Raw genomic sequence first — 24,232 nt, forward strand, 5'->3', positions numbered from 1 at the left:
GGTCATACTTCAAACTGCTGGAATTCTTTTGCAATATACATTTTGGCAGTTTTTGACCCCTATTTCTTCAAGCTTTGTGAGAAATCCGGGTTTAGCATACTGAGTGGGAGTAATATCGCACTCAAACAGACTCAGTTGCATCCATTGTCCATAAGACTTGAGAACAGAATGGATTTTAGTCCGACGTTTATCTTCTGGAATGTCGTAGCTGACAACAATATACATGAGGGAGATGAGGGAGAATGACTAATTACTTGAGAATTAAAGGGGGATATTTATCGATTTGGTTCATGAGGTATTTACTTAATAACCTCGCCTGAATTTCAAAGGATTCTTGGTAGGTACATTTGTTTCCCATGACTGGATGTTTGAAATTCGATTGTTTCTTTTGTTCGTAGGCGCGAAGAAATGTATGCAGTCCTTCTTTGGTTAAAGACACAGCACCACTGAGCGGTTCGGTGGTAAAGTCAGTTAAGGTGAGCGATCGCTTGTTAATAAGTGACAACACTACAGCATCGACTATTAAAGGGCGAAATTCTTCCATTAAGTCCAAGGCTAGGGAAGGTCTACCATAACGCTCGACGTGTAAGTATCCTAAATAAGGGTCGAAACCAACAATATTTAAAGCACTTTGCACGTCATGGCGTAGTAAGGAATAGCCAAAACTCAGTAGAGCGTTAACTGGGTCAGTTGGTGGGCGGCGGCGTCTGGCTTCAAATTTAAATTCTGGGGTTTTGATTAGCTGTTGAAAACAACCGAAATAGGCTGCACTACCAGCACCTTCTAAGCCTCTGAGGGAATCAATATTGTTAGTTTTTTCAATTGGTGCGATCGCGTGTTCCAATCGAGTTATATTATTATTTAGATCAACATCAGGATGTTCTCGCTGAGTGCGAAGTAAGCTATGGCGGTAATTTTTCAATTTACCCCGCACAAATCCTTTAACTAAATGTATTGCTGGTTGTGATTCTCCCACAGCTTGCCATTGGGCTTTACGAACAAAGATATTTTTGGTAACTTCTGGTTCTAAACGCCCTAAATATCGTCCGTTTTGTGTGAGAAATGTTAAACAAATGTGACGTTCTAAAAGTTCACTAACGACGGCGGGAGAAATAGTCGCCCGTCCTAGTACTACAATTCCTTCTATTTTAATTAAAGGGATATCCAATATTGTTTTTTGTTCAGCTTTGACGGTGAGACGTTCGTCAATTTTGCCAATAAAAGCATCGGCTTGTGTTACGTAAACTGTTCCCATTTTTGATAATTCCTAGTAATAATTGGGGCTTGGGCGAATAGAATTCGTATCTACACAGACAAAATCCTTCTACACGGGTTTAAAACTTGTAAGTCCACGCAGGTGGACGAAAGTTCCACAAATAAAAATTGCATAAGCTGGGCGGGCAGGATGCCCACCCCACAAGAGTTATATTTTATTCGATTATGCAAATTAGATGTTTTTTAGCTTACGAATTACGAATTATTTTAATTGACTTCTTGATAACTTTTGACTTTATCGGTTGCTTTGGGTAAACATTGCGAATAAAGACTGCATCCTTGGCAACGTTTGCTGTAAACTGGTTTTGGCATTATTCCTGTTTCTAGGATATTTGTGACAGATTCAATAGTAGCGATCGCACTTTGCCGTAACTCTTGATTAATCTCTACTAATTGCCGTTGATGGGAGTGGGCATAATAGATATATCCAGTGTTAACAGGTTGTCCTGTCATTTCTTCTAAACATAAGGCTTGGGCGCAAACTTGCAACTCATCATTATCCCATTCGCCTTTGCGTCCTCGTTTGTATTCCACTGGATAAACTTGACCAGATTCGGCTTCAATTAAATCAGATTTTCCAATGAGTTTGTATTGCTCCGACTTTAACCAAATTGCTCGAATCTGCCAAGTTTCTCCTCGCTGTACATCGCTTGTAGTGTGGACGCGATCGTGTAAAGTTGTGCCTTCAATTGTATATTGATTATCGGTAAATTCCCCTGCACAAAACATCCGCCAACAACGATGCGGACAATAGGCATATTGATTCAATGCCGCAATGGAAATATATTCGGTTTGATTCATAACTTAGGTGGTTCTTAAATGATTATTGAAATTATGGAGAATATAGCCGCCGCATCATCCCCATACCCATAGTTGTTTTTCTGCCAACACCACTATACAAAGCAAAGTCAGCTAAAGCGTTAATTTGCTTAATTTGTATTGGTTCAACTGTCCCTAGAATCTTATAGGTAACTTCGCCAACAATACCAATAAATTTGCTACGAGAGTCAGCTAATATTTCTGTGTGAATATTGACAAATGAGGGAAATATTGACTCGATCGCAATGTAATTAAATTCTATGCCACTGTATTTATTCCACCGCGAAAGTAGAGAATTAAAAACAGATTCTCTAGTAGGAAGGGTAGTATCATACTGTCCTTGACGGAAGGCGGTAGGCGTGGAAAAGGTAAGATTAATGGAAGAATTGCCATCGCTAGCTTCTTCGTATAATTGAGCATAAGTACTGGCATTTGCCCAAGGTTGAATAGATTGGGGTGTGCCTTGAATGCTGGTAATATACAAGTTAGCCGGGCCAAGATGCCAAGGACGATTGGGATTAAGATTTAGCCAAAGTTGAGTAAGTTTGCCAAATAAAGTGTCATCTAATAAAGAGATGCGCCACCAACAAGGCGTCCCGGCGGGAATGGGTTGTTGATGTGAGTATTGCAATTTAGATCCCCCCTTACCACCCTTCAAAAGGGGGGAATTAATTTGTAAGGGAGAGAGGGTGAAGGCTTTATCGGCGGTGGAATCGTGCAAGCGATCGCCTAATATGGTATCTACAGAACTAACGAGGGTTAAAAATAGGGCGTGGAGATGTCTACCTGTTAAGAATTGTGGGGGAATGGGCGATTGAGGTAGCAAATTCAACACTAAACTATGAGGCATATTTTCTCTTTTTGGTTGTAGACTGAGTGATTCTTGACTCTACAGTAAATTCAGGGATTTCCTCGAGTTCAGTTTCACTCAAACTATACTGTTCACAAACTAAACTTAGACGATTCCCAGGGGTTTTGACAGCGTTAACCGAATGGGTTAAATCACCTTGAAAATAAACTAAAGTATTGAATTGGGGCTTAATTTGCCCAAGTTGGCGTTTGTGCGATCGCAATACCAGTTCTCCCCCTTCCAGATCCGCAGGGACTCGCACATAAAGCACACTCACAATCGCAGGTGGTTCAATGGTTTTGGAGTAAGAACGTAAGGAGCGATCGATATGCGGATCGACGCGGGAGCCTTCTTTTAGCTGTAAAGGATTGAGGTAAAAAGCGTTACAATTCGGCTGGAGAGCTAAATCTAGATAAGGTTTGAAGTAGGGGAACTGCTGCTCTACTTGTGGTAATCCAGAACGCTGAAATACTACAGAAAATCCTTTAGTGGCGACAAAATCGCGGTTGAGGTTGTTGATAGCAAAGTAAGGACAAGCTTGGATTTCTCCCCACAAGTTATTTAGATAATCGCTGGGGAAGGCGTTGGTTTGTTGTTGATAGTGTTTCACTGGGGATAGAGAAGCGATCGCTAAATGTGGTATCTAAAATTTTAAAGACTGTCGAGTGATGATAGTAGTATTCTTTTAAGTTAGAAAAACTACATAAGGAGAAAGACCAATGAGAATTGATGATTACAATGCAGCAAAGGCACTAACTGAAAAACTTAAAGAGAACTTACCCATTAAAGCACGAGCCGGGAAGCAGTTTTTGAAGACATTAAAACAAAAAGGAGTAAACGCCGATCCAGACAGAGAATTTGAAATTGATTTCGTTGGCTATTCAGGAGATGAAGGTGGGATTATGTGCGGACTAAAAGAGCCAAATAATCCCGAAACTGAAGAAAAATATGTTTCTTCTATTACTCACCTAAAAATTGATCCTAATCATCCTCTAGCTGCTGAAGTGCAAGCTTATCAACGCCAGCGAATTCGTAAGTTAATGTTGCAAGATTCCAGAGGTTTTAAAGCAGAGTTAATGACGATAGAGCCTCGAAACAAGAAAAATCCTAGCAAAGGTTTTGGGAAGTAATTAACCCCGAAAGCGATATTCTATCAGAACTGGAATTTTCAAGTTGTGAATGGCATCAAATTGATAGTATTGACCTTGCATTTGGACATTTTGAATTAAGCTAACTGGAGGCATATTCACAACATCGTAGCTAATCACTTGATTAGTGAACATAACATCTAAAGGATTTAATGGATGTGTACAAGTGAATATACCTTCACAAATTTTATGTTTCGGTAATTGTTCTACCGTAACTTCAGCCTTGCTCATCCATTTACCCAAGCGAATCCATTTAGGTAGTTGAAGTTGTTTTTGAGATATGATAAAAAACTCAAATCTACTCTCTGCTGCTATTTCTTTCGCTCTCCCAAAACTAGGGATATTTTTCTGTGTTTTCTCCATTTCAACGTGGTAGTTGTTGTTAGCATATTTCCAGGTGTTAAGGATAGAAGAATGATTAAGCGATCGCGCCGGAGTTACGTAAATTCCCTGTTGATTGAGTGGCGTTAGATGTTCCTCGTATTTTGGCACTTGTTCAGGACAAAAGTAGCGATAGGAATGTTCTTCCGCAACGGTAGTTGAGTAGATTTGGCTATCAACTAAACCCAGTGCATAACAGAGGGCGTAATTATGAATTAGGGCTTCTGTTTCATACAATCGCCCGATTTCACGAGTTGCAAAATAGAGACTATCGTGTAGTTCTATTTGACCACGGTAAATAAACACCATTACTCTTTCCCCGCTTTAGCAGCAGTTTTCTTCTTGCTGATATGCTTCTTGGCATAATTTTTAGCTTCTGCATCAGCTTTTTGCAAAATTGTCTGAATTCCTTTCTCGCTTCCTGTTAAAGTCTTGACTTCATTAATTAGGGATACAAAAGCATCACCAATAAAATCTGTATGAACAATAAACTCATCAGCCATTAACCCCTCAATCGCATTTTTAGCAGCAGTAATTACATCATCTTCATCTAGCGGTTCGGGAGCATTCAGAGTATTATTAGATTTCATTTGATCATATATTGCCTGAGTCCAACGCAGGTTACTAGTAATTTCTCCATCAGCAAAGATAACACCAATTAACTCATTTCTAACGCGACCTGTACGGGTTGTTTGCGCTCCATAATGACGAGTTCGCAGAATATTATTAAAAACGTAAAGGAAGCTAGCCTCAGTAGGATCTTTCAAGGTGACAATACTAGGAAAGAAAACTTGCGGTTTAATATGGTCTTGTTGATTAATTCGACTGGTAACTTCACCAGGTTTAGAACCATTTTCACCCTTAGAAGCCATCGTGCCATTTTCATAAGGAGCGTTAAGGGTGAATGTTTCGTGTGATTCATCAAAAGCTGTAATTGAAAATGCCGTATCTACCACAACTTTCGATTTCTCTGAGCCAGAGTCACCAATAGCAAAACCATAAATGATGCAATCAGGATTATCCATTGCAAAATTCACGTTGTATTCGCATTCGTCAGCCGTCATCAAGCCATAATTACGTAGCAATTCCCGACCGACTAAACGCTCTGGTGTAGACTGTTTGCGCTTGAACATTGACAAACGGCTAATTGTAGTTTTGTCTTTAACTCCTGCTCTTACCCGTGCTTTATTCAGTTCTGCATCTGTCTGGAATAGAGGATAAGATTCAGTAATCCGAATGGTTAAGAAATGAACATATTTCCCCATTGGTTTGTAAGGAATCTCAGTTTGAAAGAATTTAGGTTCAACAGTTTTTAAAAGTGGCATGATTGATCTCCAAAGAATTATTCACTACTTGTTTACGTTTCCAGCAAAAATAGTAAGGTAAATCCCTACTCATTGTCGTTATCTATTTCCGCAACTTTTTCATCTTTTACCGCATTTTCTTTATCATCTTCTAAGCGATAAAGAAATTCGCAAGTATCCCTAATTAAGTTGAGTTGACGACCTGCCAAACGAGCGCGATCGCCCGCAAATGAGTTATCAAATACCTCCACTACAAAATACTTGGCAAAATCTAGAACAGCTTGCCGTTCTTCCTCTCGTTTGCTCATAATCCAGCGTCCTTCAGCAGTAGAAGAATGAACGCGATCCATGAGTTTAAAAACTTCTGCTGCAACAGCCGCAACTAATGTTTCCCCCTGAAACACACTTGACTCAGCTTTGAGTATAGTTTCAGCCGCAATATCAACTGGTTTCAACACAGCATTAGACTTAGGATTATAACGTTTATTAGCTCGGTAAAATCTGCGATATAAATCTGTTAATTTCTTAGGATGATTCAGACTTGATACTTCTCCCACAATTAATTGCTCCATATTAGTGTCATATTTCACATAAGGATCAAAACAAGGATAAAAATGATAGGCATAAAGCCGGATTTTTTCAATTCGCGCTGTTTCCGATCCCTGGTTACGAACCCAGCGATTGAGATAAGAAAAGACGTACAAAGGACTGGTTTCAAAATCTTTAGCCAGTTCTGTAAATCTCCCCCAGTTGGCATCGTAACCAGACTTACCTTGTCGCGCATTCACATCTAAATGAATGGCATAAGCGGCGGTAAGCACATTTAAAGGTGCTGGGTATTGGATGCCGTTTTCGTTCCAACCTTCGAGGATGTAGTCAAGACGGAAGCGATCGCGCCCTACTAAAGCCCGAAAAGCATGAGGCGCACTATCAAGAAAAACGCTTTCCTCAAATTCAGCCCCATCATTAAAGGGTGGAATCGGTGACTCTGAAACCACAGTTTTAACATCTAAAATCATCGGGAAAGCAAACGCTAACCAAGTTGGCATTACCCAAGATTCTGTATCGGTGCTGTCTCTTCCTGGCGGCAGCGCCATGAAGTAAAATGTTAAAGGCTGGTCTTCAGGATAGGAAAGCTTAAAGGTGCGATCCTTGTCACGCTGGAGGTTTTCATCTATTAAGAAACTATCTACACTTTGATAGCGATCGCGCCCCAAATCCGCCTGTAAATCCTTACTGATAAAATGGTTACGAATGCTCGTATCAAAGCGAGTTTGAGCAATACCGTTGTAAGCTTTCTGCAAAAACTTGTTAGTCTCTGGAGTAAAGTAATAAGTAGGATAAAAGTAGAGATAACGATATTTCCCATCTTCAAATCGCTTCCCTACAGCTTGAGTTTGATTCATCAATATTTGTCTTAGCATCATCTCCACACCTGCAATACTGGAGATATTGCGTTTAGCGTTAGAACCTCCTAACATTTGCTTATTTGTATAAACTTGAGGTGTAAATAAAACTGCTGATTCCATTTGCTCAGTAACCGTGTAAGCAGAATGAGAAATTGAGCAGATTAATTGTTTCCCTCGCCCTGTTTTTTTCGCAGCATTGTAATTACCTAACTCATCTAGGAATGTTTGAACTTGAGTTTTAACAGATGACTCTTGATTAATGCCTGGTAGCATCACAACTCGTTTTACCCAGAGCCTTAAATCATCCCAACCATCAGGTAATTCATACTGAGAAATTATCGGAGAAATTAAGGTTGTCAAATAGTTAATGACTTGCTGACAAGTTTCGCGCACATCTTCAATTCCTGGATGATGTTCTAAATATTTAGCCGCCAGATAATACCATTCATAAGGTACTCCTCCAGTATTCCCCTTTAACTTGTTTTCTTTGAGACTTTCATTAATGCGTTGAATTTCTTTAATTTGGGGTAAACACTCTGCTAAATTCCAAAATTCTGCAACTTTGTGAGTTAAATCAAAATCGGGAACTGCTGGCAGCTTTTTATCTTTCTTCCGAGCAGAAGCAACGCGATTAACTGTCTCTTCCCAAATCTTACGGCTAACTAAATCACCAAATTCTGCTATTTGGTCAATACGGATATCGTCTTCAAATTTGAAGTTATAATCAGCAGATAAAACATTTTGTTGCTGAAACTTATTCAGATTTTCGCTGCGACTTTTAGCAACAGAGCCTTTATTAGGGTTTAAGATGCGTAATGTAGCATCTAAAGCTACTTTCATCAAGCCTATATCATCAAAAAATAAGTTGTAATATTCGGCATATTTCATGCCTTTACCATCTCTACCAAATCCTGTTTGTCTGAGGCGTAATTGTCCAGCACAAAGTGATTTAATACTGTTAACTACACGGTCTGTTAAATCTTCCGGCGAGATAGCTGGAGCATTGCGCGAAGCCAAGTAAATCACGCCTGTTGGCAGATATAACAAAGGTTTATAGTAGGTATTATCATCGGTATTCAAACTGATATGAGCGTCAACTAAAGCATTATTCACTACATTAGTTAAAACACCACGATTTTCAGCAATGCTGTGATAGGTAAATTTCAATTGTCCATCACTGAGGCTGTGGAGAATTCCATTTAATCCCTGGTGTTCTGCATCTTGAGGATGCTTGATAACTGAGGAAAGTAAATCAGCTAAACAAGTTAAATCAGCAAGACATATCAGGATATAATCATCAATTATTGGCTGTAAACCATACTCAGAAACATTGAGATTTGTATCATTTCGACGCTGGGCATTGTAGGCAATAAATAACAAATCATCTCGATATTCTTGCCATGCTGTTGGCTCATCAGGACTAACAAATTTATCAAGACCTAATTCACAAACTATAACATCTATAATTTCGCGGTGGGCATCTACAGATAACTTGCGAATGTCTTGTTCTTTATCTTGGCTAATTGCTTTATAATTGTCTGGCATTTTAGAAAATAGCCGATAATCAAACTTTTCAAAATCATGTAAAATAAATCCAGCAATTAATAACCGTCTTTCTTGTTCTTGAATTACCCTTTTTGCAGTGGTATCAAGGTTATTTAGACAACGTTCTATTAAATTAGCTGGTAGTAACCCATTGAGTAAATGAGTATTTAAAGATTGATCACCTGCATTTCTTCGATCAAGTTTTTTAGGCTCTTTTATTTTGTGACTTTTTCCTAAGTTATTTTTTTGAAAATTCTCTATCTCTTTTTCTCTCTTTTCATCGAAATAATCAAAAAATTTCCCACCTTTGGCTGTAACTCCAACCGCTACCCGTAAAAGATTGGGTAAAACGTAATCACTAAATTCCTGCATAATTAAATCATCGTCATTTTCTGATTTAATTGCATCTTGCAGTAATTTGAGGGTTAAGAGTTCTGCTGATTGTGTTTCGACTTTTAGATTAGATGTTTCTTGAAAGTCAGAATCATCTCCAGACATCCAATCATCATCTGATAGTTCAGAGATTGAATCATTTTCTGTTTCTCCTTCTAAGAGTGATAGTTGTTGATATTCATCTGACTTTTTACTTTTTTTAGCCATCTTCTTTATTAAATGAAATTAAATAAGAGTTGATTTGTCTGACGTAAAGTGGATATTGCTCTAAAGCAAAATTAATTTCTCTGAACACTTGATTTGGATCTATGTCATCATATTCATAAACGAGGTGTTTTATTAGTCCTTCTGATGGTGCTAACTTTTTTGCTAATTCTGGTGTGATTACTTCATGTTTAGCGAGTTTTATGAAAGATCCAAAATTAGTATTATAATTTCCAGGATTTAGTTTTGATAAGATATGATGATTGATATCTATTGCGGTTTGAGTTATTAGATGTAAAAGTCTTTCTGCAAGAAGCTGTTGACAATAATTAGCCAAGAAATCATCAAGGCTAATAGAACTAAACTTTTCTAGAGTTTGGTAATATTTGCTGATTAATTTTATCTTGGCTAAAGTTAGTTCATCTATATTCATTTTTGAATTCCAAATGTTTATTCAAATCCTTCTAGCAATTTAGCAACTTGTTCTGGATCTGGAAGTTGATTTTTTAGTTCTTGCGGTAGTTTAGAAACTATTTGGTAGGTTGCAACACCAATTGGTTTATTAGATTCCTTTAGTGCATATTCCACAATAGTTCTCTGTTTTGATTTACAAAGAATAATGCCAATAGAAGGATTTTCATCTGGTAGCTTTACCGTGTTATCTAAAACAGCTAAATAAAACTGCATTTTGCCAACATATTCAGGTAAAAACTTACCAATTTTTAATTCTATTGCCACCAAACACTTTAAACGACGATGATATAATAGGATATCTATAAAATATTCTTCATCATCAACTTCTAAACGGTATTGGCTACCAATAAAGGCAAATATTCCACCCATTTCTTGTAAGAACGGTTGAACTTTTGTTAAAATTGACTCTTCTAGCTGTCGTTCGCTGTGTTCATCTGCTAATTCTAAAAAATCAAAAGTATATTCATCTTTAACTGCTAGCTTTAATTGGTTACGTATCTCTGCTGAAATACTTTGATCAAAATTAGTTTGATTCAGCAGAGTTTTTTCATAAGTTTGATTTTCAATTTGGTGGATTAAAACGTTTTTTGTCCAGCCAAACTTCCGAGTCATTCTAATGTAAAACTCTCGTTCTAAGTCATCTTTGCATTTTTCTAAAATGACCAAATTGTGAGTCCATCCAATTTCTGCAACCAATGGTTGCAGTTTTTCCTTTTGGCTATATGTGACGTAAAAGTTCCGCATATTCCAGATATTTCGAGCAGAAAACCCACTAATACCAGGAAACTCTGCTTGTAAGTCTTTTGCTAGCTGTTCTACTACTGATTTACCCCAACTAGCATCCTGTTGTTTGATAACAATCATCTGCCCAATATCCCAATACAAGTTAATCATTTCCCGATTAACTGCCTTTAATGCTTCGTACTGGGCTGAACGAATCCGTTGTTGTACTTCCATAAGTAGATGTGTGTAATCATCAGAAATGTAATTACTCATAATGAAAATAATTTATTTCTTCATGGTTTAGGCATTTAGTTTTTTATTTCAGCGCGTTACGCTATCGCTAATGGACTTTCACTAGCTATAGTTCTTGTTCATTCATATTGAGTTTTTCTGAAATTGTAAAAATTAATACTAACCTTAGGCAAGTATTATTTACGAGTTACAGTTGGCATCTCCATTTGGAGAATAAGGGTTTTGAAGATGTTCTAAATCCTCTTTTCTAGAAAAACGATACTCCAACTCACGCACTTTTCTGACCAACCAATCAATTGATTCGGCATTTTCCAAATCTTGTATCTTTATTTCTTGATTTTGTTGTTCCACAGCACTAATACGGTAATGATGCTTAGAAATCTCGTTTAGTACAAGTGTATTTAATAAGTGCTGATTGTTGTTGATTAATTGCTGGATCTCGTTTATACCGGCAGTCGATCTCATATTGGTGAGGTAGGAGTCAGTATTCCGGTCTAGCATTTTACATTTTCCTTTATACATAGGGTTGCTCCCAGTATATCTTTTTTGTTTTTACTAGACTAGGGAATTTTTAACTTCATGCCAATTAATTGAATAGTCTAATGTCATAGTAGTGATTGTGTGACCATCGGTGTTTATGTTTGACAATTAGCCTCTATTATGATAATTTCGTATTCTCAGGGTAATTCACCCCCTATTAGGGATTGAAACACACAGTCACTTCTAGCTGATAGCTTGTTTTCTACCCTGTAGCTTAAATAATTTAAGCAATTTAAATAAATCCCTATTAGGGATCTCAACATTGCGCTATCCATATCTCATCCCCTTTACTCTTAAACCAATGTGTCAAAGTATCTAGCAATAGTGCAGACTGACCGAAGGCAATGCAGTATGGTGGTTTATTCTCTAAAACACTATATTGGTCACTAATTGGGTAAATCTGAAAGTGCATTGGCAATCTTCCTTGCTGACGTACTCTCTCTAAGGGAAAAGGCAGCAGATAACTAACTAATGCCTGTTTTTTCAATCCCTTGTTAATTTCACTAATCCAATAGTTTGCAGGTTGCCAAACCTGAATACCTAACAACACCTGTACATCCCAAGTATCAGCAAAGGGTTTCAAGTCCCCAGGATAAGTAAATTTCCAATCTAGTCTTTCTTCTCGATAGCGAAGTAATTTCATAAATCCTAAACAGTTTTTAAATCTGCCTTTGGGAATAGTTGTATCTGTGCGTTCTGCTGTCGCTTGTCGCAGTCGTTCAAATTCTGTTCCCTTCATCGGTTCAATTTCCAAGTTGCTAAGAATTCCTGGTAAATCGTAGGTTTTGAACTTATCCGCCTCATTTTGCTCTTTATCATCGTAAATTCCGCACAGTAAAGGACTCTTACCCCGAAAACTCACAGCCTCCTCTAAAATAGGATTTCCCTTATCTGTTCCTGAAAGTTCGTGCCATTTTTCTTCCCATTTTCTGCTACGGTCAAATACATCTTTAAGATTCACTGGTTTCTTGTCAGTACTAAAAACTATCTCACAATCTTTCTTTAGTGCTTCCTGACTACCTGCTGCATATTGCTGTTTAATATTAGGATGTCCCAACTGTCGAACCAGTCGCATAGATTGAACAACACCCCATTTATAGTAATAGCCTGTAAAATCATTAATTTTGCGGTATTTATCCCTAATTTGATCGTGAAAAAATGGACGTTCATAAACTTCGCCTGACTTCAATAGTGGTGCTTTATCCTTCTGATCTTTTTCAAAAAGCCTTTTCACCAAAAATTTAGGGACAAGTGCATAAGCAGTAAAGTTAGTAAAATCAATCTGCTGTCCGTCACGTTCATAACGATCATGTCGTCCCAATCTGCCTAAACGCTGGATAAAATTACCCGCGTCTGCTGATTCAAAAAACAAGAAATTGATTTTGAAATCAACACCCACATCAATAGTGCTAGTTCCTAAAACTAAATCAGCATCTAGGGATTCTTCTTTAGTTTTTTTCCCAGATAAACCAGTATTTTCTTCAACTGTGAAATTATACGGCTGGAGAAAAGGTGTAAAAAAATCCTTTAATCGTTTCACAGCAGCAATAGAATTAAGAATAATCGCGCCTTTGCTACCTGGATGCTTTTGTAAATGATCTAAAATCAACGCTGCATTATCTTTTAACCAAGTTTCAGAAGCTTTAGATGTAGATTCTAAACTGATAAACTGCAATGATATTTTCCCTACAACTTTTCGCCAATATTGGGTTTTTAGATGTTCAGATTCAGTAAGAGTTTCAGGAAATTGATATTTATTCTCTTCAAGTGGGTTAATTTCATGACAGCGAAAACCTGCTAGTTTAAGTCTCTCAATTAATTGGCTATTTGGGGTAGCAGAAAGAAATAAAAATTTTTTACGCCTGTTAGTGCGACGAATCAAAAGCATTGTGTTAATTACGCTGGCAATTTGTGGCGCTTGAAACACATGAAATTCATCAAAAAGAATGACGTTAAAACGCTTATCTATTCTATTCCAGAGTTTATCAGGATTATCTTTATAAAGTAAATATGCCCCATAATGTAGATAGTGAAAAATATCAGGATTTGTAAGCAAAATTTCAGATTGCCCAGCGCGAGTTTCTAAAGCTACTCCTTTTTTCAACTTTTCTTCTTCAGCATAAATTTCTAACTCTTGTCCACTTAATCGATTAACACGCGGTTTATGTTCAGGCTGAAATTGCTCAATATATCCTTTAATTTGCTTTTCTTGATCTCTAGCGAGTTCGTTAGTGGGATATAGCCCTAAAACAGGGGAATGTTTTTGCAAAATATCCAGGTATCCAGCGAGACTTTTACCATCGCCAGTCATTGCAGTGTTGAACACGACATCAATATTTGGATCGCGCAACGCTTTTAAAGTTTCTGCTTGATGCCAAGAAAGCGACCAATCTTTAGGTAATTTCACTCCGTCAGGTGTGGGGACGGTTTGCGAGTAAACAGGCTTAAGAGTAATTTTGTATGCTTCCGTCATTTGTCTTTTCTATCTACCTCAATATCCTGATATTCTTGAATACTTCCTTGTCGAATTATCCATAATTTACCAGTCACATCTGCTGCTTCAATTCCAGCAATTAGAGTTTCTGCAACTATACGGTAATCTTCAAAAGTAGGACGGGGTGGTAAACGAATGACTATAATTCCTGTATAGTTAGAAGGCTGATATTTAAGACGATTACCAAATCCTCTATCTATCGTTACGAAACATCTATTTTCACTGCGACAAATATCAATTAATTCCTCATCATGAGTTGAAATTAAACCTTGTTCTCGGACAGTGGCAACATCATGTCCTGCAAGACGCAATAATATAGCTACTCGCAGACTACCAAGATTTTCATCAAGTTTAATATTCACTTTTTTGATTCCTTTTGCAATCCTAAAGGAATTTCCACATAACTATCTCTTGTCATTTCCGCAGCGTATGCAATACAGGCCAGGATATCTTCTTGTTCCAAACCTGGATATTCTTCCAAAATTGCCTCTATTTTTTCTCCACTTGCAAGAAGGTCGAGAATTAAAGTAACCCATATACGATGACCTTTAATGCAAGGTTTACCGAAACAAATATTTGGATCAATAGAAATTCTAGATAGTAAATCGTTCTTAGTCATTGAAGCTTCTCCAAATTTGTCGTAATTCTTCTCAATGAATCCTCTTATCCTAATTCTATATTCGGATATACACTTAAATAGTGTCCGTAACTGGTTGTTAAAAACTATATTGGCACGCAAAATAGAAGTTAGCAAGAGAGTATACATATAAAGTACACGGACGTTTTTAATGAGTCGAAAAGGTCAATCTATTACACTGTCGATATCAGAACGTGATAAAGCCGAGCTAGAAGCGATCGCTGGTGAATTCGGTATGATGTGGGGAGAGGAACCTAACATCTCGAAGTTAATTAAAGCGATCGCTCAACGTAAGTTACTCATCGGTAACAATAACGATTGGAAAGAACCACGCATCAAAGCATTACATAGATGTATCAATGCTTTGACAGACATCGGGCAAATTGAACAAGCCCAAATCATTGCACATTTACTTCTCGAACGCAGCGAACTATCATTACCGTTGCGAGGCGAAATCGAACGTTTTCTAGAGAATTTGCCCCCGGCTTGGCGCTTAGAAATAGACCGCTATATCTTGCGTGAACAGCCCTTTCAGCTTTCCTATCAAGATGCAGCAGAGCGTGTATTTAATTTTACCGTTCGCTATGCCAAAGTTACACCCCACGAAAAGCGGCAATATCTTGATTGCTGGTGCGAAGAGACAGAAGGAAACTTTGATATCCCAGAACTGCTTCACAACTGGAGTTTACGTTTAGACAGGATTACAGAAGCTGCTGTCATGCCAATTTCTGGTGAGTGGCGTACTAACTTGGATGAAATTGAAGTGGAAATGCATCTATTTGCTGGCTTGGCTTTTGCCTATCAAGCTAAACAAGAAGACAATATTAATGAGTGGCTACCAGATAAAGCGCGAGTCCGGCGAGTTGTCAGGCGAGTATCTAGTACATTTTGGTTTAGCCGCGAAGTGATGCAGTATGCGCCAGATTGTGTAGTTATATTACCTGAAAATGTGCGCGATCGCCTCAAACAAAAACTCCTCACCCTCTGCAATTTATACGATATCGAAACCAGGTCTTAACTCTTTCCCTCTCCGACTCGGAGAGGGACGGTTTTACGTGTAAAACCAGGGAGAGGTTTTTATAAAACTACATTTCCATAAGATGCACTCATGTAGCCGTTGTCTGCGATCGCCTATAGTAATCTACAATACGTAAGTAAGACAAATGACGCAATAACAAGCCTTACAGACATCAATTCGGAAAATTAAAGAAAAAAATAATTCCTAATTGCTTAAAAATTCCGGTTTATTTAGCTTTGGGGTGATAAATAAAAATAATAGCGTTGAATCCCATGCTTCCTACCACGAAGGATTACTGAAATTCTTCGCTGCTTTCAGGATGACTACTGAACATCAAACAACATCTGCCCCCTGCCTCTTATCAAAAGGCTCTACCACAAAACTTGCTCTAGATGTATCTAAGTAACTATGCCGATCAAGTGTAAAGATGCCACGCTATCTAGGAGCGAATTTTAAAGCAATTGTAAAAGACTTGGTGCCATTTTGGCAGGTTTTTCTCCCAAATATGGGATATTAGTAGATTGTACCAATCTCTATTGTTATTCACTATCTACCAACAACTGCTAAGTACAAGTTTAAGTAATTTAATGAAGTAGGAAATAATACATGGTATTATCACTGTCTTCTCATAACGTTATCCAGTATCTGCAAGAAGCGGGGCTGTGTAGCTCAGAAGATGACGCATCAGATAAATCTGAGTTGCCAGGAAGTAGTAAGAACAATTTCGATTTACTAGTGACTCTAGCAGATAATCGTAAACTGCTCGTTAAACAAGAACGTAACGTTAAAAACAATGACGGCGCTCCTCATGAATTGTTTCAGGAGTGGCTATTTCATCAGTTGCTCCAGCAGTTTCCTGTTCTTGGCAATATTTCGGCCATCGCACCATTGGTAGTTCATTTTGACGAAGAAAATTCTATCCTTGTCCGCAACTACTTAAGTGAATATCGGGAACTTGCGACATTCTACCACAACAATGAGATTTGTCCACAAGAAATTGCCACTGCGATCGGCACTACTTTAGCAGGACTCCATCGCGCAACCTATAACCGCCGAGAATATAAGGATTTTATGGCAACTGCTCCCCAAGGAGAGTTTCGCTATGGCTTTTACAATCCGGCGCAAGGGTTAGAGTCAATTGGGCCGGAGATTTTTGGAACGGTTCCCACGGATGCGCTGAAATTCTATCTACTATACCAGCAGTCAGAGAGTTTGGAATCAGCGATCGCAGATTTGGCATACGACTGGAATCCTTGCTGCTTGACTCACAACGACCTGAAATTGAACAACATTTTGGTTCATTCCAAATGGGATAAACTAGACAATTGCCTAGTACGACTAATTGATTGGGAAGCTTGTTCTTGGGGAGATCCCGCTTTTGATTTAGGTACTTTACTAGCAAGCTATTTAGGAATTTGGCTCAAGAGTCTCGTAGTAGATCCTACCATTGAGTTAGAAGAATCTCTACATCTAGCATTGACACCTTTGGAGAGTTTACAACCTTCAATTGTTGCCCTAATCAGGGCTTATCTAAATGCTTTCCCAATGATTTTGGAATACCGCAATGATTTTATTGTGCGAGTTATCCAGTTTGCGGGGCTAGCACTGATTCATCAAATTCAGGATATGATTACCTACCAAAAATCTTTTAATAATGCTGACATTTGTATGCTCCAAGTGGCTAAAAGTTTACTCACTATGCCGCAGCAAGCTATACTGACAATTTTTGGGATATCAGAGTCAGAAATTCTGAATCCTGTAGCAAAAATTCATAAACTTCCTCAACCTGTAAAAGAGGCACAGTTACTTCGCATTTATTACGAAAAAACTCGGCTTCGCGGTTGTTAATGGCAGGGAGCAGAACAATTTAAATAAGAATTTAGGAGTCAGAATAGTTAAAAAATCAGTATAAAATTTCATAAATGAATATACTAAACTCTTTCTTTATCCTGAATTTTTGCGAAGTTTTAAATTGTTCTGCGTATTGCCCTATTCTAAATTTTTCCAGGATTTTTCCCCAAAAGGGGTTTCCTAATTTTTGATTTTAAACTTTAAATTTTAAATTGATTAATGATAAATTCCTCTATCAATCAACCGCTAAATTCTCTATTCGACATTGCTAAAAATATCCACATTGAGTCAAATTTTTGTATTTATCATCCTAATTATCAACCCTTTGCTCTGCCGACAAAAATAGCCGAAAGATTTCAGCACAATTCTGTAGATTTACAACATAAATATCTCACTCTATTGCTGCGAAAGTTTCTCTATGGAATCTATTACAATGGCTCTCTAAAAAGTACTTTAGCAGTCAATATTGATACACCAAAGCAGAACTTAGCAGATAATTCCATTTTGGAAATTGATTGGAATTTTTACGAGCAATTGCACGCCAGTAATCACGGCATAGGTTACTTTGACCCCCGATGGCAGGTGTTGCGTAAAGAACCTGATGGTACTATGGCGGTGACTAAAGGCGGTTTAACACTTTATGTTGAGCCAGACTGCCATCTAAAATCCAGCAAGAAATCTACCAAAGTGGGTGATATGGTAGCAATCTGGATGCCCAAAAATCGACTGCAAAATGGCTGTTATTTGGCAGTTAGCAATGTCGGACAGGAACGGCAAAGTAACCCCGATGCTGATTTAGGAGCAGGGCGAATTTACTTTAACTTTACGGCATCTGGTGCGATCGCTCTCATGTATTGCCTGACACTGCAATTGAATGCAGCCTCGATTCCCTTTAGCTTTCAGGTTCTTCACAATCCTAGTGGATATGGACGCTATGATTCGGGGCTACTCTACTTTGAACTCCCCGACTATCCAGCAATTCGCACAATCCTTCAGGCTGTTTATTTAGAAAATCAATCCCATTTCCAGCCAGAAATTCCCTTGTTTACAAAATTTTTAGCACCAGGGTTAGGTTTAGCCGAAGAACCAACCCAAAAATTTGCAGCACAAGAAAGTTTTGGGATGAACCGTTGCCAAATTGTCGCTAATGCTTTATTTGAAGCTTGGCAAAAAGGTAAAAATGTGATGGAAGAACGGATGAAGACAATTGACGAACACTTCGCCCGCCATACAATCGATTTGCAGCGTCCATACCTTAATCCTAATTCTCAAGATATTTATGTCCCTCTAAATTAAGTAGCATTTAAGTAGCAGTTTGAGTGACGTACCTACACTTCCTGAGTACAGGCGGCACTTTTTGGGGTGAAGCTTCACCCCAAAAGCTGCCTTGTAAGTCTAGGCGCACAAATAGACATCTCCAGAAATTAAATATGCGTAACCTGAAACCCTTGTAGAGACGCGAAATGGCACTTCTCTACGAGACGCTCCGCGAACGTGCCGCTACGAAGAAAGCGTCTCTACATTCATTGTCACCAGATGTCTAATGACTAAAATTTAAGCAACACAAAAAATCGGGGCAGATTTCAAACCCGCCCCGCTCGCTTCTGATATATTGCGCCCAACGGCTGTTGCTACAGGCTTTAAACTATCAACTAAATGCACCATATCTTCTAAAGAAAGTGCTTGACGGGCATCAGAAACAGATTTTTCTGGTTCTGGGTGACATTCAATAATTAATCCATCAGCACCGCAAGCGATCGCAGCCCTAGCCACAGGTGCAACTAACTCTCGTTTCCCAACAGCATGGGAAGGATCTACAATCACAGGCAGGTGAGTTATTTGCTTGAGTGCTGCCACTGCCCCTAAATCTAAAACGTTGCGGGTGTAATCATCGAAACTGCGGATACCTCTTTCGCACAACACCACATCAGGATTCCCGTGGCTGAGGATATATTCAGCAGCCATGACGAATTCTTCAATTGTCGCTGCTAACCCACGCTTAAGTAGTATTGGTTTACCAGCTTGTCCCAAAGCTTTGAGCAAGTCAAAGTTTTGCATATTGCGGCTACCAACTTGAAGCATATCAGCGTGGGCGGCGACTACTTCAATTTGAGAAATTGACATAACTTCGGTGACAACTGGCATATTGTAATGCGATCGCACCCTTGCCAAAATTTCCAATCCATCTTCACCCATACCCTGGAAAGCGTAGGGAGATGTGCGGGGTTTGTAGACACCGCCACGCAACCCCTGAACGGATGCAGTAGATAGCTTTTGGGCGACTATCTCCATTTGTTCTAAACTTTCAACAGTGCAAGGCCCGCCGATAATTACTAGTTCTTTGCCCCCGAAAGCGACTTTTTCAGAAATTTTAACGATTGTTTGGTGGTTTGGATGAGATTGTGCGGCAAGTTTGGCGTTAATCATGATTCTATTCTCCTAAAAATTAAGTATTGGACTTTATTTTGCGATAACAAAAAAGCCCGGAACCTTTGAAGAGTTCCGGGCGCGTTCTGAATCATCGACATGACGCTATTTACCCGGAATTTAGTCTGGGCCAAAAGTAAAAGCCATAAAACCAGCTACTGAAATAAGTCATGACGATGAAATTCTCCTTAAAACAACAAAAACCGCAGAGTTCGCTCTGCGGTTCACCGGGCGGTTTCCGTTAGGAAACTCAATTCACCCCCGGTGAACCACCCTATACCAAAAATAAAAGTAGGAATTTGTGTGAAGCATTTGTGGGGCTTTTGCTGGAAAACTTAATAAATACGCCTATGTAAAGTAACATTAACAGGAAGAGTAAGCTGTGTCAAGACCCCCCACAAACCACTAAAAAAGCGATAGACTCAGTACAAATGTGGGAGTAAAGACCAAAAGGCATAAATAAATTTAGTTGCTCTCAAACCCCAGTGGCAAGCGGAACCTAGAATCTTTTCCCTTGAAAGCTGCTCCCTGCTCCTCTGCCAATAAAGGTCATTTCCCCAAAGCTTTTAGCCCTCTTCAAGAACCGCCTCTTCGTTGAGAAGTTAAAATATATAATTCTCCTGAGTTGTTATCTCACCTTGCGAAAGCTTATTGCAGACAATTGACGATCGCCATCCATTATTCTTACCTAAGTTCTCATTGACCAGATCAACTTTTTAGGATCATTCAGTTTCATTATGCCCAGTTCCAAAATCTTAGCCCAATCTTTCGACTACTATGGAGTTTACCCCTGCCCAGTCTGTCGGATAGGTAAGATTTCTCACATGCCATTGATGGAAGCTATGGCTTGTGAGTTTTGCCAAGAGATTTTTACAGTCAACTTAGAACTAGAGCAAATCAAGATGCCTTCTAGACAACCCCCCTTAATTTGGCGTTGGAATGGGTTTAGTTGGACAGAAGGCCAGTTGGAAGGTGTGGAATTAGGTTGGGGTTATGGACTAGCAGCAGCAGTTTTTGTAATTCTTCCCACTACTCTAATTGGCATAGTAGCTTACTATTTTCCTGCTAATCTCAAAGAACCCATTACCTGGACGCCATATATTTGGACGATATTAACTTTCCTATCACATTTATCAATTATTGTTTGGATTGTGATTGAAATTTATCAGATTCCAGTTACAGCATATTTGAGAGCGATCGCTCGATGGAGAAATGGGGAGATGGGGAGGTAAGGGAGTGGGGACTGGGGAAGATCACGCAGTGAGCAGAGGGGCAAAAGAGTAGGAAAAGAATAACAATACCCAATCCCCAATCCCCAATTCTCCATAACCCATAACAAATGATGCAGCCAATAGATTGCTCCATCACTCATAATTAAGTTGATTGTCCACCAAAATATCGTATGAGCGATCTGGAGCACTACTATAGAGTTTTGGAATTAGAGCCTGGGGCTACACTTGAGGAAGTGAACCAGGCTTACAAAGATTTAGTCTTTGTTTGGCATCCCGATCGCATTCCCAAAGACAATCTCCGTTTACAGCAAAAAGCACAAGACAAGCTGAAAGCCATAAATGAAGCTCGTGAAAAATTGCGCTCTCTAAAAACCAAACATCAAACTATACATCACTCACCGCCACCTCAAGAGGAAAAACCATCTCAAACAATCCAGAAACCACCAAAGCAAAACTCAGACTTGAGTGGCAAAGATTACAGTCGGGCAAATTTGAGCAATAAAGACTTATCTGGCAGAAATTTGAGTTATGCGAATTTGAGCGGTGCTAATCTCAGCGATACTTTTATGCACAAAGTCAACCTCAGAGGGGCGAATTTATCTGAAGCAAATTTATTTCGAGCAAACCTACTTTTAGCGGATCTCAGAGAGGCGAATTTACGCGCTACTAATTTGATTGGAGCGGATCTCAGTGGGGCCGACTTACGAGGAGCCGACTTAACTGGAGCGCGGATTCGCTCTGGTGAGCGCCTTCTGGTTAAATTAGTTGGTACTAACTTAGCAGGGGCAATTATGCCTGATGGTTCAATTTATCAATAGCTGAGGCTTGCCTAAAACTTCTTCTTAAGGATCTGCAACCTCCAACGCCAGGAACACGCCATTGAGGTATTACCAAAATTGGTTGCTGATTCTCGGTTTGACCATTACAGCACAGTTTTTGAAAAGTTTGGGTTTGGCGATCGCCTCCGATCGGCGATCATCTTAATAATTATTATTTCTAGCCAAAGGGATTTTTGGAGGAAGAATCTTTCTTGCTGGGTGAGTATTCAGAGCAATTCATCGCTTCTTTGCTGAGAACAATAGAAGGGTTAACTGTACATTTGAGATAATGATTATTGGAATAAAAGCTACAGTTGTTACAAGGTAGTTTGTGTAAACCTTTGGCGCAAAACACCATTTTATAATCTAAAATCGCCCGAATTTTTCGCAATAGAATTAAATAAAAAACCTCACTCTCAATCCGGCTTCCCTCTCCAAAGCATCGGAGAGCGATTGAGGGTGAGGTTTTTTATTATGTTTAATTACGTCTACCTATTTAACAAATCACTACATAACATTTGTCAGTAGCTCTTTTAATGTTTACAAGGGTTTAATTATAGGTTTAGCAAAATAAAACTTCAGCTATATCTGTCAAGAGTTTTGCTTATATTTCTAAGTTATATACCCAAGGGGAGAATTAGATTAGGGACTTATAACTAGAGATTTTTATGTTAATATTTATAAAAAAATACTTTTAGGACTTACGCATTAGGTACGAAATGTAGGGGCAATTCATGAATTGCCCCTACGGTAAATCAGGGCTTTCACTGCCTTGAAAGCGTAAGTCCTGATGTCTTGTCTTTAATTTTGAATTTTGAATTTTGAATTTTGAATTTTGAATTTTGAATTTTGAATTGTTAAGACGGGGTTTTAGACCCATCTCTCTAATAAGAATTATGAATTACGGATTTTTAAAGAGCGGTGTTTGTAACGCACTATGCCTAGTAAAACAATTAGTAATATAAGCGCTTTGATCATTGATGGCTCCACTACCTTTTTCACTTCCATAGGGCTTTTAGGAGTAACATTACACGGTATCTCAATGATCTGTGTGTGATCGGAACCATTACCACTGGGAGTCAGATCGCATTCGCCTGCGCTGGTGAGAGACAAAGGTGCATTTCCTGAAGAAACAGATGAAACAGATGCTTGAGCTGAAGAACTATCGCCATTCAGTAGTAGAAGCAGAATTAAAGCAAGACCCCCAATTCCGAATATTGGCCACAGTGGAAAGGAATCAGGACTGTCTTGTACTAAAACATCTCCTATAGAGGCAGGGGAAGTATCAAAGCCCATTACTTCTCCATCCAACGCTAGTGGATTATCACTCAGCAATATATCTCCTGGGATATCTTCTCCCAATATCTGACTAAATTCCTGTGGAATCGCGTTATTGGGACGTCCGAGTTCCCCACCATCTTCGGAGTATGGAAAAGATAGTACTTCAAAAATCCTCTGTTGGAGTTGGTTTGGATTTCCAGAACTCAACGCATTCAAGCCTGTAGAGATTTTATTGAAGTAGAAATTCGTCATCTCTGGCGACAGACCTAAAGACTGAATCTGCTCCTTAATGTTGGGAATTTTTGAGGCTTCCTCAAAGAGTAGTCGTCCGTATGATAACTTCAAGTCTAGTAATCCATTACGGAGACTAAGCGAGTTATTGGTTCCTGAGTATGGTGACCAGTAAAACTGCTTGGTTACAAGTCCGAGTCCTTCTACTGGATTGCGACTAACAGGTTCTCCAAGAAGATATTGAGAACTATCCATGATTGCGGGGGATTGGTTTCTCCAAAATGAGGCGTAAGGCACCGCAGAGAGATTGGGATTGTTATCGTAAAAGCTAGCGAAATTCTGGAAGTTTTTTTCCCCACCAGCTGCTCGGATTAGCAGGTCTTGATAGCTAGTCCCGTCGTTTAAATCCAGTAATCGCTGGATTACCGATCCAGTTTTATTGCAGGTCAGGCCAAATCCCACATCACATCCAGGAATGACTCGCATCTGGCTCAGATTCTGGTTATTGATTTGGTACTGGAGATACTCATGCTCCAGTCCTTGTTGGATACCATAGCGGCCAATATTGAGCTGTGCAAAAGCCGACTGATATGTAGTAAGTACTACTGCAACAGATGAGAATCCGATAGTCGCAAACCGAACCGCTTTCTCTACGAGACCCTTTGGGAATGGCATTGCAATTCTTTGAACGATTGATTTAGGCAAGATGCACCTCCACTAAATGACAGCAATTTCATTGGTTGTTCACGTCCCTCTTTAGGTCCGTAGAGTCGATATTAATAGCTTTAGAAATTCAATAGGACTTACCCAAAAAGCAGTGAAAGCCTTGATTTCCCGTAGGGGCAATTCATGAATTGCCCCTACATTTCGTACTTAATGTCTAAGTCCTATACAAGTTGAGTGAGGTTTGAATCCCGTCTATACTC

Annotated in this window: 21 protein-coding genes and 1 pseudogene; 6 read left to right on the forward strand and 16 right to left on the reverse strand. The window is 39.0% G+C overall.

Features of this window, described 5'->3' with window-relative positions:
* Positions 1–90 precede the first annotated feature (90 nt).
* The 5 genes and pseudogenes from cas2 to V7K32_RS10355 form a co-directional block, all read right to left on the reverse strand.
* A pseudogene (gene cas2, locus V7K32_RS10335) lies at positions 91–225 on the reverse strand (CRISPR-associated endonuclease Cas2); the annotation flags it as partial.
* 25 nt (positions 226–250) lie between these two features.
* Positions 251–1,255, reverse strand: a complete 1,005-nt coding sequence (gene cas1d / locus V7K32_RS10340) for a type I-D CRISPR-associated endonuclease Cas1d (protein ID WP_334992779.1) — start codon at positions 1,253–1,255, stop codon at positions 251–253.
* Between the two features lie 227 nt (positions 1,256–1,482).
* The gene (cas4, locus tag V7K32_RS10345) at positions 1,483–2,076 is read right to left on the reverse strand and encodes a CRISPR-associated protein Cas4 (protein WP_334992781.1); all 594 of its coding nucleotides are present in this window, start codon (positions 2,074–2,076) and stop codon (positions 1,483–1,485) included.
* 31 nt (positions 2,077–2,107) lie between these two features.
* Entirely contained in the window at positions 2,108–2,944 is an 837-nt protein-coding gene (cas6, locus tag V7K32_RS10350) for a CRISPR-associated endoribonuclease Cas6 (RefSeq protein WP_334992783.1), read from the reverse strand.
* Positions 2,934–3,554, reverse strand: a complete 621-nt coding sequence (locus tag V7K32_RS10355) for a 2OG-Fe(II) oxygenase (RefSeq protein WP_334992785.1) — start codon at positions 3,552–3,554, stop codon at positions 2,934–2,936. Before V7K32_RS10355 ends, cas6 begins: the two co-directional genes overlap by 11 nt.
* Before the next feature lie 109 nt (positions 3,555–3,663).
* Between V7K32_RS10355 and V7K32_RS10360 the strand changes: the two genes are divergently transcribed.
* Positions 3,664–4,074, forward strand: coding sequence for a hypothetical protein (locus tag V7K32_RS10360; protein WP_334992787.1), 411 nt, complete (start codon positions 3,664–3,666; stop codon positions 4,072–4,074).
* Here the strand turns inward: V7K32_RS10360 and cas5d are convergent, their stop codons facing one another.
* The 9 genes from cas5d to V7K32_RS10405 form a co-directional block, all read right to left on the reverse strand.
* Positions 4,075–4,782, reverse strand: coding sequence for a type I-D CRISPR-associated protein Cas5/Csc1 (cas5d, locus tag V7K32_RS10365; protein WP_334992789.1), 708 nt, complete (start codon positions 4,780–4,782; stop codon positions 4,075–4,077).
* The gene (gene cas7d / locus V7K32_RS10370) at positions 4,782–5,798 is read right to left on the reverse strand and encodes a type I-D CRISPR-associated protein Cas7/Csc2 (protein WP_334992791.1); all 1,017 of its coding nucleotides are present in this window, start codon (positions 5,796–5,798) and stop codon (positions 4,782–4,784) included. The genes cas5d and cas7d overlap by 1 nt, the downstream gene beginning before the upstream one ends.
* Positions 5,799–5,863: 65 nt before the next feature.
* On the reverse strand, positions 5,864–9,331 hold the full coding sequence (gene cas10d / locus V7K32_RS10375; RefSeq protein ID WP_334992793.1) for a type I-D CRISPR-associated protein Cas10d/Csc3: 3,468 nt from the start codon (positions 9,329–9,331) through the stop codon (positions 5,864–5,866).
* Entirely contained in the window at positions 9,324–9,761 is a 438-nt protein-coding gene (hepT, locus tag V7K32_RS10380; RefSeq protein WP_334992795.1) for a type VII toxin-antitoxin system HepT family RNase toxin, read from the reverse strand. Before hepT ends, cas10d begins: the two co-directional genes overlap by 8 nt.
* A gap of 17 nt (positions 9,762–9,778) precedes the next feature.
* The gene (locus V7K32_RS10385; RefSeq protein WP_334992797.1) at positions 9,779–10,798 is read right to left on the reverse strand and encodes a PDDEXK nuclease domain-containing protein; all 1,020 of its coding nucleotides are present in this window, start codon (positions 10,796–10,798) and stop codon (positions 9,779–9,781) included.
* 159 nt (positions 10,799–10,957) lie between these two features.
* A complete protein-coding gene (locus tag V7K32_RS10390) occupies positions 10,958–11,278 on the reverse strand; it encodes a hypothetical protein (protein ID WP_334992799.1) in 321 nt (106 codons plus the stop codon).
* A 295-nt stretch (positions 11,279–11,573) separates the two neighbouring features.
* Positions 11,574–13,790, reverse strand: a complete 2,217-nt coding sequence (gene cas3, locus V7K32_RS10395; protein WP_334992801.1) for a type I-D CRISPR-associated helicase Cas3' — start codon at positions 13,788–13,790, stop codon at positions 11,574–11,576.
* On the reverse strand, positions 13,787–14,173 hold the full coding sequence (locus tag V7K32_RS10400) for a DUF5615 family PIN-like protein (protein ID WP_334992803.1): 387 nt from the start codon (positions 14,171–14,173) through the stop codon (positions 13,787–13,789). The genes cas3 and V7K32_RS10400 overlap by 4 nt, the downstream gene beginning before the upstream one ends.
* A complete protein-coding gene (locus V7K32_RS10405) occupies positions 14,170–14,430 on the reverse strand; it encodes a DUF433 domain-containing protein (protein WP_334992805.1) in 261 nt (86 codons plus the stop codon). Before V7K32_RS10405 ends, V7K32_RS10400 begins: the two co-directional genes overlap by 4 nt.
* 169 nt (positions 14,431–14,599) lie before the next feature.
* Between V7K32_RS10405 and V7K32_RS10410 the strand changes: the two genes are divergently transcribed.
* From V7K32_RS10410 to V7K32_RS10420, 3 genes are all read left to right on the forward strand, one after another.
* Positions 14,600–15,466, forward strand: coding sequence for a WYL domain-containing protein (locus V7K32_RS10410; RefSeq protein ID WP_334992807.1), 867 nt, complete (start codon positions 14,600–14,602; stop codon positions 15,464–15,466).
* A gap of 606 nt (positions 15,467–16,072) precedes the next feature.
* Complete coding sequence (locus V7K32_RS10415; RefSeq protein WP_334992809.1) at positions 16,073–17,314, forward strand: aminoglycoside phosphotransferase family protein; 1,242 nt, start codon at positions 16,073–16,075, stop codon at positions 17,312–17,314.
* Between the two features lie 222 nt (positions 17,315–17,536).
* The gene (locus tag V7K32_RS10420; protein WP_334992811.1) at positions 17,537–18,613 is read left to right on the forward strand and encodes a T3SS effector HopA1 family protein; all 1,077 of its coding nucleotides are present in this window, start codon (positions 17,537–17,539) and stop codon (positions 18,611–18,613) included.
* Positions 18,614–18,871: 258 nt separating this feature from the next.
* On the opposite strand, the gene aroF is transcribed toward V7K32_RS10420, so the two are convergent.
* Entirely contained in the window at positions 18,872–19,744 is an 873-nt protein-coding gene (aroF, locus tag V7K32_RS10425) for a 3-deoxy-7-phosphoheptulonate synthase (protein ID WP_334992813.1), read from the reverse strand.
* A 737-nt stretch (positions 19,745–20,481) separates the two neighbouring features.
* Here aroF and V7K32_RS10430 point away from each other — a divergent pair.
* Both V7K32_RS10430 and V7K32_RS10435 read left to right on the forward strand, forming a co-directional pair.
* On the forward strand, positions 20,482–20,976 hold the full coding sequence (locus V7K32_RS10430) for a hypothetical protein (protein WP_334876988.1): 495 nt from the start codon (positions 20,482–20,484) through the stop codon (positions 20,974–20,976).
* Positions 20,977–21,146: 170 nt separating this feature from the next.
* Positions 21,147–21,794, forward strand: a complete 648-nt coding sequence (locus V7K32_RS10435) for a pentapeptide repeat-containing protein (protein ID WP_334992815.1) — start codon at positions 21,147–21,149, stop codon at positions 21,792–21,794.
* An 894-nt stretch (positions 21,795–22,688) separates the two neighbouring features.
* Here V7K32_RS10435 and V7K32_RS10440 read toward each other — a convergent pair.
* Positions 22,689–23,981 carry a hypothetical protein gene (locus V7K32_RS10440; RefSeq protein WP_334992817.1) on the reverse strand — a complete coding sequence of 431 codons (1,293 nt, stop codon included), beginning with the start codon at positions 23,979–23,981 and terminating at the stop codon, positions 22,689–22,691.
* Between the last annotated feature and the right edge of the window lie 251 nt (positions 23,982–24,232).

Origin of the sequence: Nostoc sp. (genome assembly GCF_036917635.1) — a bacterium.
GTDB lineage: Bacteria > Cyanobacteriota > Cyanobacteriia > Cyanobacteriales > Nostocaceae > Nostoc.